The following is a 16,852-nucleotide window of genomic DNA, read 5'->3' on the forward strand; positions in this document are numbered from 1 at the left end:
ACTTTTTCCGAGAAAGCCAACTCAATCTCAATTATTTTTCATTTTCTTGCTCTTTTGCATCATTTTGAACATTTGGAAGCATTTTCTCTGATGATTCCTGCTTGGTCTCATCCTGCTTTTCCAAAGTTTCTTTCTTGTTAGCGCTCAGATTGATAGGATTATTCAGTTCATACTTCTTTCCCGTAGCTTTTTCGTAGGCATTGATGAGCGGATCCTTGTTTTCCATCTTCGAGAACACCTTCTTGGCCTCCTTCAGATGTTTCTGGTCGCGACGCCCCTGACTGTCCATCATGTTGCCCAGGTCGAAGCCTACCAGACGGGTATGTCCCAGTGCAGCATTTCTGCCTGCCTCCACAGCTTCCTGGCAGGCCTGGCTCTTCACCTTGCCGACGTTTTCCTGGTTCTTGCCCCAAACGGTTACCTCACCCAACTGCTTGGCTTCCGGTAAAAGAAACACTGTATCAGGCAATTCCTTGTATCTGATAGTAGCCTTCATATAACCAGGTTTCGAAACTGTTGCTGAATCAAACTGGTAACGCATCGTCCAATATCCCCGATAATCGGTTCTTGCCCAATGATTATTGTTTGTATGGATAAGTGCTTCACGGATAGGCACATGATCTTCTGCCGATGCGATGACACATGTCTTCTGCGCATAGGCAACCTGCCCTATCATAGCAAGTAATACTACAAAAATCAATATAATTCGTTTCATATTTATTTCCTCAGTTTTTATCTTTTCCTTGTTCGTAGCAAATATCTTTGCTATATTTTGTTCTTTTAAATACAAAAGTAATGATAAAATCTGATACTCCTTAGATTTCCTTAAGAAGTTTAAGTTCATTTAAAGGGTAAATCCCCTTTTTTTTATTTTCATAACAGATTTCTGAACATCTGAAGCTGAACTTATCGGTTTTACATCTTTGATATACAGCGCGATCAAGAAAGAATATAAAGAAATGATATATAAATAGTTACACTATATATTTAACACATATTTAACGCAGGTTTTTTCAGTATTCAGCATTCAGAGTTCAGATTTGCAAAAAACGCCCTGCGGTTACTGTCGAGGACTAAGTATGATACTTTCACCCCATAAGTATGTCACTTTCACTCCGTAAGTATGATACTTATACTTCAAAAGCAGCATGGAGATAAGAAGTAATAACAAACAGGAAGCGTCCTGCTCTTTTTTCTCGGTGAACCATAATCTATGTATGAGAAAGTGTGAGAAAGTATGAGGAAGTATGAGAAAGTATGAAGTAGCGTTTTCAGATTTCGTATCTTTGCAGCGTCATTCAAAGAGAATGATATTCCTATCCCAACGGGGAGGGAAGTAATGCTAGCAAATTGATGAGAACTATAAAAAATATAGGGACATCTCAGTCTCTATCAAAGAAACAAAGGTGCCCCTATAAAATATACCAGAGTCGCCAGTCTGCAAATAAGGGATTTATTCTGCAATACCCTGCTTCTCAATACGCTTAGCCTCTTCAAGCAACTTGATGGCATCCACATACTGAGCGATACCCTGTGCCACTTCCTTGGCTGCTTTCATTGCCAAGACAACAGTCTGAGGACGGTGGACCACATCACCTCCGGCAAAAACACCGCGACGGGTTGTCATACCGAAAGGACGCTCCACCACCTTTACGTATCCCTTCTCATCTACCTCTATACCCTCGGTAGTAGACACAATACGGTTGGCAGGTCTCGAACCAATGGCCAGATAAATACGATCGAACTTTTCAACTCTTTCGCCCTCAGGAGTATTCAATACACAACTTCCAAGACGGCCATTTTTACCTTTGAGGAAAGCTTCAACGGTGGTCTTCCACTCAAATTTCACCCCTTCCTTGAGCGCTTCCTCATACTCACTCTTGATGGCAGGCATCTCTTCCTGCGTCTTACGATAAAGCACGGTTACATCAGCACCGAGACGAATGGCAGTACGAGCAGCATCCATAGCCACATTACCACCACCAATCACACCAACCCTCTCTCCATCACGCAAAGGCACCATATCACGAGTCAAAGCTCCTTCACTATAGGCATTTACATTATGCAGGAAGTATGTGCTCTGGCTTACGCCGTGAAGGTTTGAACCAGGAGTAGAATCCATATTTTGAGGTACACTGGTACCTGTTCCCATAAAGATGGCATCATAGCCTGCACGGAAAAGACTGTCTATCGTAACATTGTTCTCACCTACCATACAGTTGGTGATAAACTGAACACCCAATGCCTCAATCTTACTGATCTCATCACGTACAACGCTCTTAGGCAAACGATACTCAGGAATACCATACATCAAGACTCCTCCCGGCTCTGCCTGTCCCTCAAAAATAGTAACATTAAAACCCTGACGAGCCAAATCGCCCGCAACAGTCAAACCTGCAGGACCAGAACCAATGACAGCTATACGACCACGGGTCTTCTGTGGCAAGCGTTCACGGGAAAGTTTCATCTTCGTATCAAAATCAGCAACAAACTGTTCCAGTTTTCCAATCTGTACAGGCTTGCCCTTCTTTCCAAGCACACAATGACCTTGACACTGCTTCTCATGAGGGCATACTCGTCCACAGATAGCAGGCAAATTAGTTTTTGCATTGAGGATACTCATTGCTGCACCCATGTTACCCATAGAGAGTTCATGCACAAAGTCAGGAATGTCGTTTTCTATTGGACATCCCTTCTTACACTGCGGAATCTTGCAGTGTAAACAACGTTTTGCTTCCTCTATCGCCTCACGGGTAGAGAACCCCTCGTTTACAACCTGAAAAGCGGCAGAGGTATCAACCTGAGCTTGCTGCTCATCCATATCTATTCCTTTCTGACTTGTCTGTTCGTCCATTACTACTCTTCTTTAATGTTTTACAATCTTTTTTTTTTAAAAAAGAGAGTCCAATATTCCCATACAAGACTCCCTATAAGACTTATTATAATTAACTATTATGATTTCTTGATTTCAATATCTTCCTTCACATGATTTCTAATCTTTGTGAGGAATACCTTCATGCGTTTGGCATCCTTATGATCGATGATATCAATCAATTCAGCGAGCTCCTCGCGAATCTGTGCTACCTGACCACTAGTATATGGGTTGAAGAGAATTTCCTGCAACAGATAATCATCCTCGTTCAACACCCCTTTGGCAATCTGCATGTGACGCTTGAAGGTTGTACCAGGTGCATCCTGATGTTTCATAACCGCAGCAAATGCGAAAGTACTTACAAAAGGAATACTCAACGAATAAGCCACCGTCTGGTCATGCTCATCAAAAGTATATTCATGAAGACTCAATCCCAACTTCTGATACAGATCCTTAAAGAAGATTTTACCCATATAGTAACCCTCTTTGATAATAACAGCATTCTCTTCAGAAAGCTGATTCAAATTGGCGAAAGTAGGACCAAACATCGGGTGCGTACTCACAAATCGGAAACCACTCTTTTCATAGAATTCCTGCAAACCAGTCTTTACAGATGCAATATCCGAAATGATACAGTCGTGAGAGAGATGTGGCAACACCTCTTCAAAGGCAGAAAGAGTGTATCTTACCGTCACAGCATTGATGACAAGCTCAGGACGGAACATCTCTATCTCCTCCATTTTAGTAAAGCGGTAGCAGTTATATGTGAAACGCAGACGCTTGGCATCCTTCTCGAAAACTGCCACCTCGTGATCGAAGCTGAGCAGGTCGATGAAGAAACTTCCCATCTTTCCTGCTCCCATGATTAATATTCTCATAATATTTAAGTGAAGAACGAAGAGTGAAGAACGAAGTTCACTCTTCACTTAATTTACTTCTGATTCAAAATTTCCAACTGCTGACGAACACTCTCTTCGTGAATGTGCTCAAAAATCTGAGCAGCAAACTCAGGGCTCATGCCACAGAGCGAAGCCTGAGCACCACGCTTGTCAAGAATCTCGTTATAACGGTTGGTCTGAACGATAGTCATATTATGCTCCTTCTTGTAAGTACCAATCTCACGGCATACACGCATACGCTTAGCCAAGAGATCCATCAGCTGATTGTCGAGTTCATCAATCTGACCACGCAACTGATGCAGACCTTCTGTTGAATAATGCTCATCACGTACTACGAGAAGACTCAGGATGTAATCCAGGATTTCTGGAGTAACCTGCTGCTTAGCATCGCTCCAGGCATCATCAGGACTGCAATGGCTCTCTACGATAAGACCATCAAAACCTAAGTCCATAGCCTGCTGGCAAAGAGGAGCAATCAAATCGCGACGACCACCGATATGGCTAGGATCACAGATGATAGGCAACTGAGGCAGGCGACGGTGCAATTCAATAGGAATCTGCCACATTGGAAGATTGCGATAGATTTTCTTATCGAAACTTGAGAAACCACGGTGGATAGCACCAAGCTTCTTGATACCAGCCTGATTAATACGCTGAAGAGCACCAATCCAAAGTTCGAGGTCTGGGTTTACAGGATTCTTTACCAATACCGGAACGTCCACACCCTTCAAGCTATCAGCAAGAGCCTGCATGGCAAATGGGTTGGCGGATGTACGTGCACCTACCCAGAGAATATCGATTCCATATTTCAAGGCGAGCTCTACATGCTCAGGAGTAGCCACCTCGGTAGCAGTGAGCATACCAGTCTCTTCCTTTACCTGCTTCATCCAAGGTAAAGCAACCTCGCCATTTCCCTCGAAACCTCCTGGTTTGGTACGTGGCTTCCAAACACCTGCGCGGAACATGTGGCAACCCTTAGCTGCCAACTGTTTTGCGGTAGTCATCACTTGCTCTTCTGTCTCTGCAGAGCATGGACCTGCAATGATACAAGGGCGTTCCTGGTCACTAGGAAAATTCAATGGTTCTAATTCTAATTCCATAGTCGTATATTTTTATGTTCTTATGATTCAAATACTTTTTTTATTCTTTCCAATGCCTCCTTCATTTTCTCATCCTTGGCACAGAGGCTGATACGGATATATCGCTTGCCATTACTTCCGAAGATAAATCCTGGTGTGATAAACACACGAGCCTCATGGAGAATCTTCTCAGTGAGATCTTCTACCTCTGTGTACTTCTCGGGTATCTTACCCCAGAGGAACATTCCCACCTGATTAGGATCGAACTTGCAATCGAGCACCTTCATGATTTCTTCTGCAATATCACGGCGACGGCGATAATTAGCAATATTATTCTCACGATGCCACTCATCAGTATTATTGAGCATAGCTTCAGCTGCAGCAAGTTGGATACCACGGAAGGATCCGTTATCGATATTGCTCTTCACTTTCAGAATCCAAGAAATAAATGTCTTATTGCTTGAAATCATCGCCACACGCCAGCCTGGCATGTTGTGGCTCTTGCTCAGGGAATTGAACTCGATGCAGCAGTCCTTGGCTCCCGGCACCTGCATGATGCTCATTGGGTGCTCGTTGAGGATGAGCGAATATGGGTTGTCGTTCACCACCACGATGTTGTGCTTCTGGGCGAATGCCACCAGCTTTTCGTAGGTTTCGCGCTTCGCCACACCGCCTGTCGGCATGTTAGGATAGTTGGTCCACATCAGCTTTACGTGGCTCAGGTCCATCTTCTCCAGGGCATCGAAATCGGGCTGCCACCCATTGTCCTCACGCAGATCATAATAAGTAATCTTGGTTCCAAGAATCTTGTTGATGGCTGTATAGGTTGGATAACCAGGATTAGGAATGAGTACCTCATCACCAGGATTGCAGAATGCAAGCGTTACGTGCAGAATACCCTCTTTGCTACCGATAAGCGGCTGGATTTCCGTAGCCCAGTCAAGGTCTACATCATACCAACGCTTATAAAATCCAGCCATAGCCTTACGCAATTCCGGTATGCCCACTGTAGGCTGATAACCATGTGCGTTAGGATTATTGGCTACCTCGCAGAGCTTATCGATAGTCTGCTTAGAAGGCGGCATGTCTGGACTTCCAATGGCAAGGCTGATAATGTCCATGCCCTCGGCATTTAACTTAGCCACTTCCTTCAGCTTGCGACTGAAGTAGTATTCCTGTATTTCCGTTACTCTATTGGCTGGTTGTATCATAATTCTTATTTTTAATTCTTAACTGTCAACTATTAACTATTCATTTCAATCTATTCCTTCTCCTCGTATTCACCAAGCACCTTGATTTCCTTGACCAGCGGTGTGATGGCATCAATACTTTGGCGATAACGTGTCAAATTATCAAAGGTAAGATCCACATAGAAGAGATATTCCCATTCATGTCCGATATTCGGCAACGACTGAATCTTTGTCAGATTGATGTCATAGAAACTAAGAATGGTGAGTACCTTGGAGAGCGATCCTTCTGTATGAGGTAAGCTGAAGACGATACTAGCCTTGTTTGCTTTCTCGATAGGGCGAAGCAGAGCCGCCTTCTGCGGATTACAGACCACCAGAAACCGGGTATAATTGTGCGGATTATCGTGGATTTCTTCCTGCAATACCTTCATGCCATACATGTGGGCAGCATAGGCAGAACAGATAGCAGCCCATCCATGCACCTTATGCTGAGCTATATAAGCTGCAGAACCAGCAGTATCTTCTGCTTCCACAGCTTTCAAGTCCGGATGATTGGCAAGAAACTTACCGCACTGCATCAAAGCCACAGGATGAGAATGAACTTCCTGGAGGGAACTCCAGTCATCATCAGGCAAGCAGCAGATGCTATGCTCTATATGAAGTTTATGTTCTCCCACAACAGTCGTACCGCTCTCCCGCAACAACTCATAGTTGTGAAGCAAACTTCCCGCAATCGTATTCTCTATGGCACAGATACCAACCACGGTTGGATCGCGCTTGATATTCTCAAACACCCCTTCGAAGGTGGCGCAACATATCAGCTCTATCTGCTCCCCCTCGAAATACTGATGGGCAGCGATGTCGTGGAAAGATCCCAACTCTCCTTGTATTGCTATTCTCTTCATTGCCTTGTTTCTTATCTCTAACCCAATGTTTACTTAAGAACGTTTACGAAAAACGGTCCAACTCTGTATAGAGCGGGACCGTTTCGATGATTTCAAAGAATCTAATATCCTAAGTTGAAATTTACACGCAACTTCCCGCTTTACAATCGCTTGCAAAGTAAAAGTAATAGCTAAAAAAGTATGCGTTCAACTTCTTCATTGTCTTATTATTTTAATTGTTAATATTACGACTGCAAAAGTAACACTTTTATCTGATACCACCAAACAATTTGTCACTTTTTTCTGAATTTTGCTTATATTTTCTGTTCTAAAGCATTTTTTTAGCAGATTTTTATCAGAAAAAGCTTATTTCTTGCAGATTTTTATCAGAAGAAAATAGATTCCTGCTACTCATTTCTGACGGAAACTGAGTCTAATGACAATGTTCTCTACCTTCTGCCTTAAACTCACCTGTCAACTCTTCTATCTTTTCAGGATTCAGTTGCAGATATCGCTGCATATCTTGCTGTGCTCCTTCCTCGTCGCCCATCTGCATCAACAGCCGCCCACGCTTCAGAAGATTTTCACTCAGGGCAGTCTTGTTTTCTGCATTTCCGACTTCAGCCTCAGCTATCTTCTCCTGCTCCACAATCTGTTGAGTCAGGGTAGCAATCAAGAGCACAGGATTCATCTCATTTAAATCCATATTATCCTTCTATTTAATTAATGTGGAAAACTACGAGATGGCGCCAATGATTTCGGTAACAGAAGCACATCCGTGTGCATCAAGCCATTCATTAATGCCATCCTTTACCTTCTTCGTAACCGCAGGATCAACAAAATTGGCAGTACCAATCTCAATAGCCGTTGCTCCACACATCAGGAATTCGATAGCATCCTTGGCATTCTGTATACCACCCAAACCAACTACAGGAATCTTCACAGCATGCGCTACATCCCAAACCATACGCAAAGCCACAGGTTTCACGCAAGGACCGCTCAAGCCGCCTGTACGAATACTCAACAAAGGCTGACGCTTCTCAATATCAACAGCCATACCCATCAAAGTATTGATAAGTGAAACAGAGTCTGCGCCCTCTGCCTCTACAGCACGGGCAATATCAGCAATATTGGTTACGTTAGGAGAAAGCTTCACGATAAGCGTCTTATGATATGCCTTTCTAACAGCTTTCACAACGCTTGCGGCACCTTCACAAGTAACACCGAATGCCATACCGCCATCTTTCACGTTTGGACAAGAGATATTCAGCTCGATAGCAGGAATCTTCTCCAGTTCATTGATGCGCGCAGCACACTCTGCATAGCTTTCAGGCGAATGCCCACTCACATTCACAATCATATTGGTATCAATATCTTTTATCTGAGGATAGATATGTTCGCAGAAATAATCTACACCCTTATTCTGAAGTCCCACGCAATTAAGCATTCCCTGAGGTGTTTCTGCCATACGCGGATAGTCATTTCCCTCACGAGGTTCCAGAGTTGTACCTTTAACGATAATACCACCGATTTCCTCTAATGGAACAAAATCAGCAAACTCCAAGCCGTAGCCGAAAGTACCCGATGCAGTCATCACAGGATTCTTCAATTTCAAATCCTTTATATTTACACTTAAATCAGCCATAATCTTTTAATAATCATTAAAAATGTTTTTACAAAACAAAGATTTTCCGATACCGTTCCCCACTCTAATATAAGAAGTTTCTTCACTTTTCCCACCCACCGTTAGAGCAAGAGACAACTTCATTCTTTATTTTCCTGCTTCACTAAATATCCCAAGTGAGTTTTTTGATATTGATGACAGGACCATCCTTACAAACACACTGATTTCCTTCAGTAGTTTTCTCTACACAACAGAGGCAAGCACCAACACCGCAAGCCATCTTATTCTCCAGAGAGACCTCACATTCTACACCTGCCTTCTTTGCAAAGCGAGCCACGCTTACCATCATCGGCTTAGGACCACAAGTAGAAATCATATCAAATTTCTCATTCTCCAAAACCGAATGATTGGTCACAAAGCCTATTTCGCCCGCAGAACCATCTTCGGTAGTAATACAAACCTTACCGATCTTAGCAAATTCATCCAGTTCAAGCAAATCTTTTGCAGAACGTGCTCCCAACAGGAACACAACCTCAGCTCCAAAATCCTTGATAAGTTTACCAAAATATAGAAGTGGAGCTACACCTACGCCACCACCAACAAGCAGAAATTTCTGACTCTTTTCAGAAGGCATTGTAAAGCCATTACCAAGAGGCAACATACAGTTGAGAGAATCACCGGCCTTCAACTGTCCGAGCTGACGAGTGCCATCTCCAACCATTGCCACAAGCAACCAAAGCTGATTATTTTCACGATCCACATAATTAATGGAGATAGGACGACGAAGCATTGTGGTAGGCGAATGCTCTACCTTTACTTCTACAAATTGGCCAGGCAAAATTTCCGGCAAAGGCTTTTCATCGGTAAGCTTTATCAAAACGTGCTTATCGCTGAGCGCTTCAACAGAAACTACCTTTAGGTCGAGAACATATTTTTTCATCTTAATGCTAATTTTATATGCTTATTATATATAATATGTATATGCACGCTATTGCATTCTTTCAAATAAACCATGCACACGTGACTTCTAAATGCAAAGGTACACCAAAAATCTGACTTAACGAAAAGAAACTAAGTTTTTTTTCAGATTTTCTAATCACCCAGGACGCCTTGACGACTTCTATTATACCTTGGGCACAACCATGAGCAAGAAGTTTTTAAATCATCAAGCCGTACTTGAACCACATTCGAAAGGTCTGACTTTTACTTTTTAGGAACAAAGGTCTCCCAAGTCTGATCATCATAGAAAATACGAATCTCAGTAATCTTTCTCTGTTGTTTGTCCACATACTTTACCTCCGTTTGAGCAATATTTTTAGGTGTACGGTTTACACCTTGCATTTGAGGCTGCTCAAAAAGCGATGGGGAAGTAGGGGAGCCAGTACTACTAGCCGCACCAAAATCAAGAGTAGCTTCTACAGAAGAACCTACAGGTCTGGCGGAACTACCCGTCATGCTTCCTGCTTTCGCTGCTAAGCTTTCATTCATAGGATCTAGACCATTAGCCAGGTCTTCATTCCCATCCGCCTGAGCCTCCTGACTATTGTACATAGGAGGAGTACCATAGAGTATCCAATACACATTTACCTGAGGAAAACTCTTATGAATCCCATCCACAATACTGAGTGACGGATTGGTCTTTCCATTGAAAATATTACTCAATGTTGCAGGTGTGCTACCTATCAACTGAGCAAAGCTTTGCTGAGTAAGATGCTGGTCATCCATCAGCTGTTTGATTCTATCTTTCATACTCTAAAATTTTATCGTTTACTTATGTCTAATTTCTATGTTTAATTTCCGAACAGGCGTTTTTTAACGCCATTTTCGTTTGATTTTACAAAGGTAAAACAAAAAATCGAAATATCCAAACATTTGCAATAGATTTTAGTTTTTTAAACTTTATCTTTATATTTACGAATCTAAAATTCTATTCAACCTTACTTCGGTTTTTAGGTTTATATTTATAAATATCAACTTCAAAAACAAAACATTTAACAATTCATTTCTTTAATATTTTCACCTAACTCACTGATTTATAAAACCATAACTAATACAAACCATTATTAATATAACGTTTTATACGTTATTTTCCTATTACCTAACATATTAAACTAGGTTTATAGAGTAATACAATCTCATAAATAACTGAGTTACAACAAGATACGAACTACACATTTATCACGAATATTTATACATTTATCAATATAAAACCAAAAATTCATATTTATATTTGTAAACATAAATCCCTCTATAAAGAATTTAGTTTTCTAATATTTATATTTATAAACCAAAATGCAGGATTGTATTTTGTAAATTCACATTAATAAACTCTCAAAACATAAACCTTAAAAAATACAAACGTCAATTATCAGGCAACTGAAAATGGTAAATTTTTCCATTTTCGTCGTATTCTAGCCCATAGGAGGGGATGGATGAAAATATGCGAGTAATGGAAGGGGTTATTTTACATAAATATCTGATAATCACATATATTATGTACTATTTGAGCTAAATCCCAGAAATAGCCATCTAGCTTAGGAAATCACCTTTTTTATCATTTTTGAGCCCAAAAACACGTTTTCAGAACCCTGAAAAATCTCATTTTTACTGCTCAAAACACCCCTTTCAGCAAGAATTTACAAAGCTAAACGCTAGTTGGAAGCTACTCAGCTTAACCTGGTTCAAAAGAGAGAAAACGCAAGCGAGCTTCTGTCGAGAGAAAACTCCCAGCAGAAGCTCGCCTACTCTACCCCACAACTAGTGAAGAATAAAAAATATAAGTTCTTTCATCAATTCGCCTGCCGAAGTAAATGGATTATCGAGACCTTTGCTCTTCGCATCTACCTCCTTAAACTTATCAATAATCTCCATCACCTTCATGCCAGAATAGTTTCTCATTCCTGTGATATAATCACGCACTGCCCAAGTTCCACGCAAATCCAAGAATTTTGCGAGTTCATTTTCATTCTGTTTATTAGGTGCATAATAAGCAATCATCAAGTTTTGGAAATAACTGAAGAGTATTGGGAGTAACGCATAGAGCGAACCACTCTTTGGATTTCCGTCAAAATATTTTATTATCAGATTTGCCTTATAAACATCTCGGTTTATAATAGCACTCCGAAGTTCGAACGCATTGAAATCCTTACTTACCCCTATTTTCTTCTCCACCAACTCAGGAGTGACACGTCGATCTTTCTCAGGAAGAGAAATGAGCAACTTATCAAGCTCCGAAGTAAGACGATGCAAATCAGCACCAATATGATCCGCTATCATCTGAGTAGCCTTGGGTTCTATTGTAGATTTCCTACTCTTGAGGTACGTTTCAATAAAACCAGGTAGCTGACGGTCATAAAGCTTCTTGCTTTCAAAGACCACTCCCACCTTTTCAGCTTGCGGAATAAACTTCTTCCGTCGGTCAATACTTCCGTTTTTATGACACAAAACAAGAATTGTTGTTTTTACAGGATTCAGGAGATACTTTTCCAGCGGTTCCAAATTCCGCAAATTCTGAGCTTCCTTCACTACCACCACCCTATATTCAGCCATCATCGGATAGCCTTTGCACATATCAACCACCTGCATAGCATTGACATCAGCGCCAAAAACTACGGTTTGATTGAAATCCTGCTCTTCCGGTTTAAGCACATTTTCACTGATAAAATCACAGATCTTATCTATATAAAAAGATTCATCACCCATCAAAACATAGACAGGCGCAAACTTCCGAGCTTTCAAATCTTTTATGATTTGCTCGTAACTTATTCCACTTTTCTTTTCTGCCATTGAATTATTTTTTGTACTTTTGCACAAGCAATCTTGCTGCAATCATGCAGGCTTTCCATTCGCGCTTTTTGCCAGTTATTACAGCCTGCATTTCTGCATGCAAAGATACAAAAATTATTCGAACTACATATATAATAAGGTAGAGAAAATAAAAGTATATAATATATAATAAGGTATAGAAAAAATGATTCGCTTAAATTTACCACCTTTCGAAATGAAGATTTCTGGTACTAAGCAGCAACCAAAAATCCTCGATATTCTACGAAGAAAATATATCGCACTCACTCCTGAAGAATGGGTGCGACAGCACTTCATCCACTTTCTTATCGAGCATAAAGGATACCCTGCTGCCCTACTCGCCAATGAGATCCAGCTGCAATGTGGCGATAAAGTTTTGCGTGCTGACAGTGTTCTCTACTCCCGGGAACTTCAACCCAGAATGATTATAGAATACAAAGCTCCGCACATTCCCATCACTCAAAAAGTTTTCGACCAAGTCTCGACCTACAATCTCCTACTTCATGTTGACTTTCTGGTTGTCAGCAACGGTCTGGAGCACTATATTTGTAAGATGGATTATGACGGTAAAAAATATTTATTTCTTGAAGATATCCCTAACTATTCGGATTTATTGACACTTTAGCCACATATTATCTCCTTTCAAAATTTGCGAATTTACGGCCAATTAATCAGCCGTTCTAAAATTCGCAAATTTTGAGAGGGTTATTTTATGATAAAAAATCCCATTTCTTTTTGTAGTCTCCCTCTTTTATACTATCTTTGCAAAAAATATAGTTAATAATGTATGGGTACTCATCATTATTGAAGGTACCTAATATATAGGTTATAAAGCAAAATGGCAAACGACAATATAAAAAAGATAGCTGTAGCAGGTACTGGCTATGTTGGTCTGAGTATAGCAACACTCCTGAGTCAGCACCACGAAGTTGTGGCAGTAGACGTGATTCAAGAAAAAGTGGATCTCATCAATAACCGCCACTCTCCAATTCAGGACGAGTACATAGAAAAGTACTTATCCGAGAAAGAGCTGAATCTCAAAGCAACAACCGATGGGGCTGCAGCTTACAAAGATGCAGACTTCGTTGTAATTGCTACCCCAACCAACTATGACCCTGTCAAAAACTACTTTGATACATCCCATGTAGAAGAAGTCATTCAGTTGGTAAAAGAGGTTAACCCAGAAGCCATCATGGTAATTAAAAGTACCATCCCCGTAGGATATACAGAAAACATTCGCAAAAAGATGGGTAGCGACAACATCATCTTTGCACCAGAGTTTCTACGTGAGAGCAAGGCACTTTACGACAACCTCTACCCTAGCCGCATTATCATTGGTCGTCCAAAAGACAATGAACGACTAGACAAGGCTGCCCATACCTTTGCTGCTCTTTTGCAAGAAGGTGCCATCAAGGAAAATATCGAAACCCTATATATGGGACTAACCGAGGCAGAAGCCGTAAAACTCTTCGCCAATACCTATCTGGCTCTCCGCGTAAGCTACTTCAACGAGTTAGATACCTATGCCGAGATGAAGGGACTTGATACCAAAGCCATCATTGACGGTGTAGGGTTGGATCCCCGCATCGGCACATTCTACAACAACCCTTCGTTCGGATATGGCGGCTACTGCCTTCCAAAAGATACCAAACAGTTGCTGGCAAACTACGCAGACGTGCCAGAGAACCTGATCCAAGCCATTGTAGAGAGCAATCGCACCCGAAAGGATTTCATTGCAGACCGTGTGCTCAATAAGGCAGGCTATTATGACTATGCCAACCAGAACAATTATAACGAGGAAGAAGAGAAATCATGCGTCATCGGTGTATACCGACTCACCATGAAGAGTAACAGCGACAACTTCCGTCAAAGCAGCATACAGGGCGTGATGAAACGCATCAAGGCTAAAGGCGCACAAGTCATCATCTATGAGCCAACCTTGAAAGACGGAAGCACCTTCTTTGGCAGCCGGGTTGTGAATGATCTCGATGCATTCAAGCTGCAGAGTCAGGCTATCATCGCCAACAGATACGATAAATGTCTGGATGATGTAGAAGAGAAAGTTTATACTCGCGATATTTTCAGAAGAGACTAAGAGAGTGAAGACTTCAAAGCTTATAAGGCGCAAGCCTATTTAAATGTTAGATATTAAATAATAAACATCAAAATAGATAAAAATGGCAAAATTAGTAATCAATTCCTATGAGGAATTTGCATCTCACCTCGGTGAGAAGTTAGGAGAATCAGACTGGTTGCAGATTGACCAGGAACGTATCAACAAGTTTGCAGATGCAACTCTCGATCCACAGTGGATTCACGTAGATGTAGAGCGTGCCAAGGTTGAGAGCCCTTATCATAGCACTATCGCTCATGGTTATCTTACCCTCTCAGTATTGCCTTATCTCTGGCAGCAGATTTTGGAGGTAAACAACCTTAAGATGCTCGTCAACTACGGTATGGACCAGATGCGTTTCGGCCAGCCAGTCATCACTGGTTCACGTGTTCGCCTTGTTGCTACCCTCCACGACATCCAGAACCTTCGTGGCATCTGTAAGACCAGCATCAAGTTCAGCATTGAGATTGAAGGTCAGCGCAAGCCTGCCCTCTCAGGAATCGCATCATTCCTCTATTATTTCAACAACTAAAGAGGAATATTCATAAAGAAACAGTAAATTGTCCTTCTGCTCAAGACGACACGAGAGAAGGACATTTTCTTTTCAATTAAAAAAGAACGGTTTCTCTATTCAGAAAGAGAACACCTTACATAAATATCGATATTTTTTATGGCAGCAGGAAAATGGATAGGCGGATTTCTCGGTTTCATCACCGCCGGCCCTCTTGGAGCCCTGGCTGGCTTTGCCCTAGGCTCTCTTTTCGACCACGGACTGGACGAGGTAAACAAGGAGGGATACAACAATCGGGAATATAGCAATGCCTATGAAGCCTACAGCGGGCAACGCCGAAACTATGAAGGCGAGCGAAACTCATTCATGTTCTCGCTCCTCGTACTCTCCTCATACATCATCAATGCCGATGGCAAGATTATGCATTCAGAGATGGAGCTGGTACGCAACTTCCTCCGACAGAATTTTGGCGAAGCAGCCAAACAGCAGGGAGAAGAAATCCTCCTGAAACTCTTTGAACAGCAGAAACGTATTGGCATGCAACAGTATCGCAGCGTCATTCAAGACAGCTGTCATCAGATACGTTCCAATATGATGTACGAACAACGCCTTCAGTTGCTCAACTTTCTGGTTATGATAGCCCAAGCCGATGGTGTTGTGTCCCAAGCTGAGATACAGGCACTCAAGGAAGTAGCCATCCACATGGGATTATCAGCAGAAGACGTTGATCAGATGCTCAATCTTGCGAGCGGCTCATCATCAGACAGTCTTGCTGACGCTTACCGTATACTCGGCATCAGTCCGGAAGCCTCCAATGATGAAGTAAAAGCAGCCTATCGCAAGATGGCGCTCAAGCATCATCCCGACAAGGTGGCAGCATTGGGCGAAGACGTACGCCGTGCAGCTGAAAAGAAATTCCAGGAAATAAACGATGCCAAGGAACGCATCTTTAAAGCAAGAGGAATCTAACCCAAAAACGCCCTGAAAAAGTAAAAGCCAGAAAAATGCTGCTTTTACTCTTTCAGGGCGATTTTTATTTTACTATTTTTTATTCTCCGTCTTCAGCCTTCTTCTTACGGATAGCGCGCTTGCGCTTTGGCTTCTCTTCAGTAGCAGGAGAAGCTACCTTGATACCAGCCAATTCTGGGTCGATGAGAATACGTCCACAGTACTCACAAGGGATAATCTTCTTGTGCATCTTGATATCCAACTGGCGCTGAGGTGGAATCTTGTTGAAGCAACCACCACAAGCATCACGCTGTACGTATACGATACCGAGACCATTGCGAGCACCCTTACGGATACGCTTGAAGCTAGCGAGCAAACGTGGCTCAATCTTCTTTTCAAGCTCCAGAGCCTTCTCCTTCAAACGCTCCTCTTCCTCACGGGTTTCAGCCATGATGTCTTCCAGTTCAGAACGCTTCTCTACCAAGCCCTTCTCGCGGTCAGCTTTCTGCTCCTCAGCCTTGTGCAAGTCGAACTCACGCTCACGAATCTGCTGCAATCCCTCGCGAATCTTCTTATTGCAAAGCTCGATTTCCAACTCCTGGAACTCGATTTCCTTACTCAAAGTATCATACTCACGGTTGTTGCTTACAGTCTCGAGCTGAGCATGATAGCGCTCTACGCTAGCCTGCGCATCAGCAATTTCCTGCTGCTTCTGAGATACTGCACGGTCAAACTGCTCCATCTCGCGCTGAATATTCTCAATACGAGTTGTCAAACCAGCAATCTCGTCTTCCAAATCCTCAACTTCGAGAGGCAACTCACCTCTTAACTCACGATTCTGATCAATGCCAGACAAGGTAACCTGAAGCTGATAGAGAGTCTTCAACTTCTCTTCCACTGTCAAATCTGTAGGATCTTTCTTTGCCAT

Annotated in this window: 16 protein-coding genes; 4 read left to right on the forward strand and 12 right to left on the reverse strand. The window is 42.1% G+C overall.

The annotated features are described in order from the left end of the window. Positions 1–31 precede the first annotated feature (31 nt). The 11 genes from F7D73_RS06200 to holA form a co-directional block, all read right to left on the reverse strand. A complete protein-coding gene (locus F7D73_RS06200; RefSeq protein WP_153123122.1) occupies positions 32–715 on the reverse strand; it encodes a hypothetical protein in 684 nt (227 codons plus the stop codon). Between the two features lie 738 nt (positions 716–1,453). Next, positions 1,454–2,821 (reverse strand): NAD(P)-dependent oxidoreductase, encoded by a 1,368-nt coding sequence (locus tag F7D73_RS06205; protein WP_153123334.1) that lies wholly within the window; start codon positions 2,819–2,821, stop codon positions 1,454–1,456. A 131-nt stretch (positions 2,822–2,952) separates the two neighbouring features. Next, entirely contained in the window at positions 2,953–3,750 is a 798-nt protein-coding gene (locus F7D73_RS06210; protein ID WP_153123124.1) for a prephenate dehydrogenase/arogenate dehydrogenase family protein, read from the reverse strand. Positions 3,751–3,803: 53 nt separating this feature from the next. Then, on the reverse strand, positions 3,804–4,871 hold the full coding sequence (locus F7D73_RS06215; RefSeq protein ID WP_153123126.1) for a bifunctional 3-deoxy-7-phosphoheptulonate synthase/chorismate mutase type II: 1,068 nt from the start codon (positions 4,869–4,871) through the stop codon (positions 3,804–3,806). 20 nt (positions 4,872–4,891) lie between these two features. Further along, on the reverse strand, positions 4,892–6,061 hold the full coding sequence (locus F7D73_RS06220) for a pyridoxal phosphate-dependent aminotransferase (RefSeq protein ID WP_153123128.1): 1,170 nt from the start codon (positions 6,059–6,061) through the stop codon (positions 4,892–4,894). Between the two features lie 50 nt (positions 6,062–6,111). Then, positions 6,112–6,945, reverse strand: a complete 834-nt coding sequence (locus F7D73_RS06225; RefSeq protein WP_153123130.1) for a prephenate dehydratase — start codon at positions 6,943–6,945, stop codon at positions 6,112–6,114. A 412-nt stretch (positions 6,946–7,357) separates the two neighbouring features. Then, on the reverse strand, positions 7,358–7,630 hold the full coding sequence (locus F7D73_RS06230; protein WP_153123132.1) for a tetratricopeptide repeat protein: 273 nt from the start codon (positions 7,628–7,630) through the stop codon (positions 7,358–7,360). A 30-nt stretch (positions 7,631–7,660) separates the two neighbouring features. Further along, on the reverse strand, positions 7,661–8,569 hold the full coding sequence (locus tag F7D73_RS06235; protein ID WP_153123134.1) for a dihydroorotate dehydrogenase: 909 nt from the start codon (positions 8,567–8,569) through the stop codon (positions 7,661–7,663). A 142-nt stretch (positions 8,570–8,711) separates the two neighbouring features. Beyond that, positions 8,712–9,488, reverse strand: a complete 777-nt coding sequence (locus F7D73_RS06240; RefSeq protein WP_153123135.1) for a dihydroorotate dehydrogenase electron transfer subunit — start codon at positions 9,486–9,488, stop codon at positions 8,712–8,714. A 263-nt stretch (positions 9,489–9,751) separates the two neighbouring features. Then, positions 9,752–10,297: a helix-turn-helix domain-containing protein gene (locus tag F7D73_RS06245; protein ID WP_153123137.1), complete on the reverse strand. Its 546-nt coding sequence runs from the start codon at positions 10,295–10,297 to the stop codon at positions 9,752–9,754. Between the two features lie 1,008 nt (positions 10,298–11,305). Further along, positions 11,306–12,334: a DNA polymerase III subunit delta gene (gene holA / locus F7D73_RS06250; protein ID WP_153123139.1), complete on the reverse strand. Its 1,029-nt coding sequence runs from the start codon at positions 12,332–12,334 to the stop codon at positions 11,306–11,308. Between the two features lie 184 nt (positions 12,335–12,518). Here holA and F7D73_RS06255 point away from each other — a divergent pair, with 184 nt between their 5' ends. The 4 genes from F7D73_RS06255 to F7D73_RS06270 all read left to right on the forward strand — a co-directional run bounded on the left by F7D73_RS06255 (position 12,519) and on the right by F7D73_RS06270 (position 15,945). Then, the gene (locus tag F7D73_RS06255; RefSeq protein ID WP_153123141.1) at positions 12,519–12,977 is read left to right on the forward strand and encodes a type I restriction enzyme HsdR N-terminal domain-containing protein; all 459 of its coding nucleotides are present in this window, start codon (positions 12,519–12,521) and stop codon (positions 12,975–12,977) included. Between the two features lie 213 nt (positions 12,978–13,190). Continuing rightward, positions 13,191–14,447 (forward strand): nucleotide sugar dehydrogenase, encoded by a 1,257-nt coding sequence (locus F7D73_RS06260; RefSeq protein ID WP_153123143.1) that lies wholly within the window; start codon positions 13,191–13,193, stop codon positions 14,445–14,447. 82 nt (positions 14,448–14,529) lie between these two features. Beyond that, entirely contained in the window at positions 14,530–14,997 is a 468-nt protein-coding gene (locus F7D73_RS06265) for a MaoC family dehydratase (RefSeq protein ID WP_153123145.1), read from the forward strand. A gap of 138 nt (positions 14,998–15,135) precedes the next feature. Continuing rightward, the gene (locus F7D73_RS06270; RefSeq protein ID WP_153123147.1) at positions 15,136–15,945 is read left to right on the forward strand and encodes a TerB family tellurite resistance protein; all 810 of its coding nucleotides are present in this window, start codon (positions 15,136–15,138) and stop codon (positions 15,943–15,945) included. Between the two features lie 79 nt (positions 15,946–16,024). Here F7D73_RS06270 and F7D73_RS06275 read toward each other — a convergent pair whose 3' ends face one another. Beyond that, a complete protein-coding gene (locus tag F7D73_RS06275) occupies positions 16,025–16,852 on the reverse strand; it encodes a zinc ribbon domain-containing protein (protein ID WP_153123149.1) in 828 nt (275 codons plus the stop codon).

Source organism: Segatella copri, from assembly GCF_009494395.1.
Classification (GTDB): domain Bacteria; phylum Bacteroidota; class Bacteroidia; order Bacteroidales; family Bacteroidaceae; genus Prevotella.

Excerpts from the sequence above, each read along its gene's own strand:
- F7D73_RS06225 (WP_153123130.1), bottom strand. The coding sequence starts at position 6,945 with ATGAAGAGAATAGCAATACAAGGAGAGTTGGGATCTTTCCACGACATC.
- F7D73_RS06215 (WP_153123126.1), bottom strand. The coding sequence starts at position 4,871 with ATGGAATTAGAATTAGAACCATTGAATTTTCCTAGTGACCAGGAACGC.
- F7D73_RS06265 (WP_153123145.1), top strand. The coding sequence starts at position 14,530 with ATGGCAAAATTAGTAATCAATTCCTATGAGGAATTTGCATCTCACCTC.
- holA (WP_153123139.1), bottom strand. The coding sequence starts at position 12,334 with ATGGCAGAAAAGAAAAGTGGAATAAGTTACGAGCAAATCATAAAAGAT.
- F7D73_RS06270 (WP_153123147.1), top strand. The coding sequence starts at position 15,136 with ATGGCAGCAGGAAAATGGATAGGCGGATTTCTCGGTTTCATCACCGCC.
- F7D73_RS06255 (WP_153123141.1), top strand. The coding sequence starts at position 12,519 with ATGATTCGCTTAAATTTACCACCTTTCGAAATGAAGATTTCTGGTACT.
- F7D73_RS06260 (WP_153123143.1), top strand. The coding sequence starts at position 13,191 with ATGGCAAACGACAATATAAAAAAGATAGCTGTAGCAGGTACTGGCTAT.
- F7D73_RS06235 (WP_153123134.1), bottom strand. The coding sequence starts at position 8,569 with ATGGCTGATTTAAGTGTAAATATAAAGGATTTGAAATTGAAGAATCCT.
- F7D73_RS06200 (WP_153123122.1), bottom strand. The coding sequence starts at position 715 with ATGAAACGAATTATATTGATTTTTGTAGTATTACTTGCTATGATAGGG.
- F7D73_RS06230 (WP_153123132.1), bottom strand. The coding sequence starts at position 7,630 with ATGGATTTAAATGAGATGAATCCTGTGCTCTTGATTGCTACCCTGACT.
- F7D73_RS06205 (WP_153123334.1), bottom strand. The coding sequence starts at position 2,821 with ATGGATGAGCAGCAAGCTCAGGTTGATACCTCTGCCGCTTTTCAGGTT.
- F7D73_RS06275 (WP_153123149.1), bottom strand. The coding sequence starts at position 16,852 with ATGGCAAAGAAAGATCCTACAGATTTGACAGTGGAAGAGAAGTTGAAG.
- F7D73_RS06240 (WP_153123135.1), bottom strand. The coding sequence starts at position 9,488 with ATGAAAAAATATGTTCTCGACCTAAAGGTAGTTTCTGTTGAAGCGCTC.
- F7D73_RS06245 (WP_153123137.1), bottom strand. The coding sequence starts at position 10,297 with ATGAAAGATAGAATCAAACAGCTGATGGATGACCAGCATCTTACTCAG.
- F7D73_RS06210 (WP_153123124.1), bottom strand. The coding sequence starts at position 3,750 with ATGAGAATATTAATCATGGGAGCAGGAAAGATGGGAAGTTTCTTCATC.
- F7D73_RS06220 (WP_153123128.1), bottom strand. The coding sequence starts at position 6,061 with ATGATACAACCAGCCAATAGAGTAACGGAAATACAGGAATACTACTTC.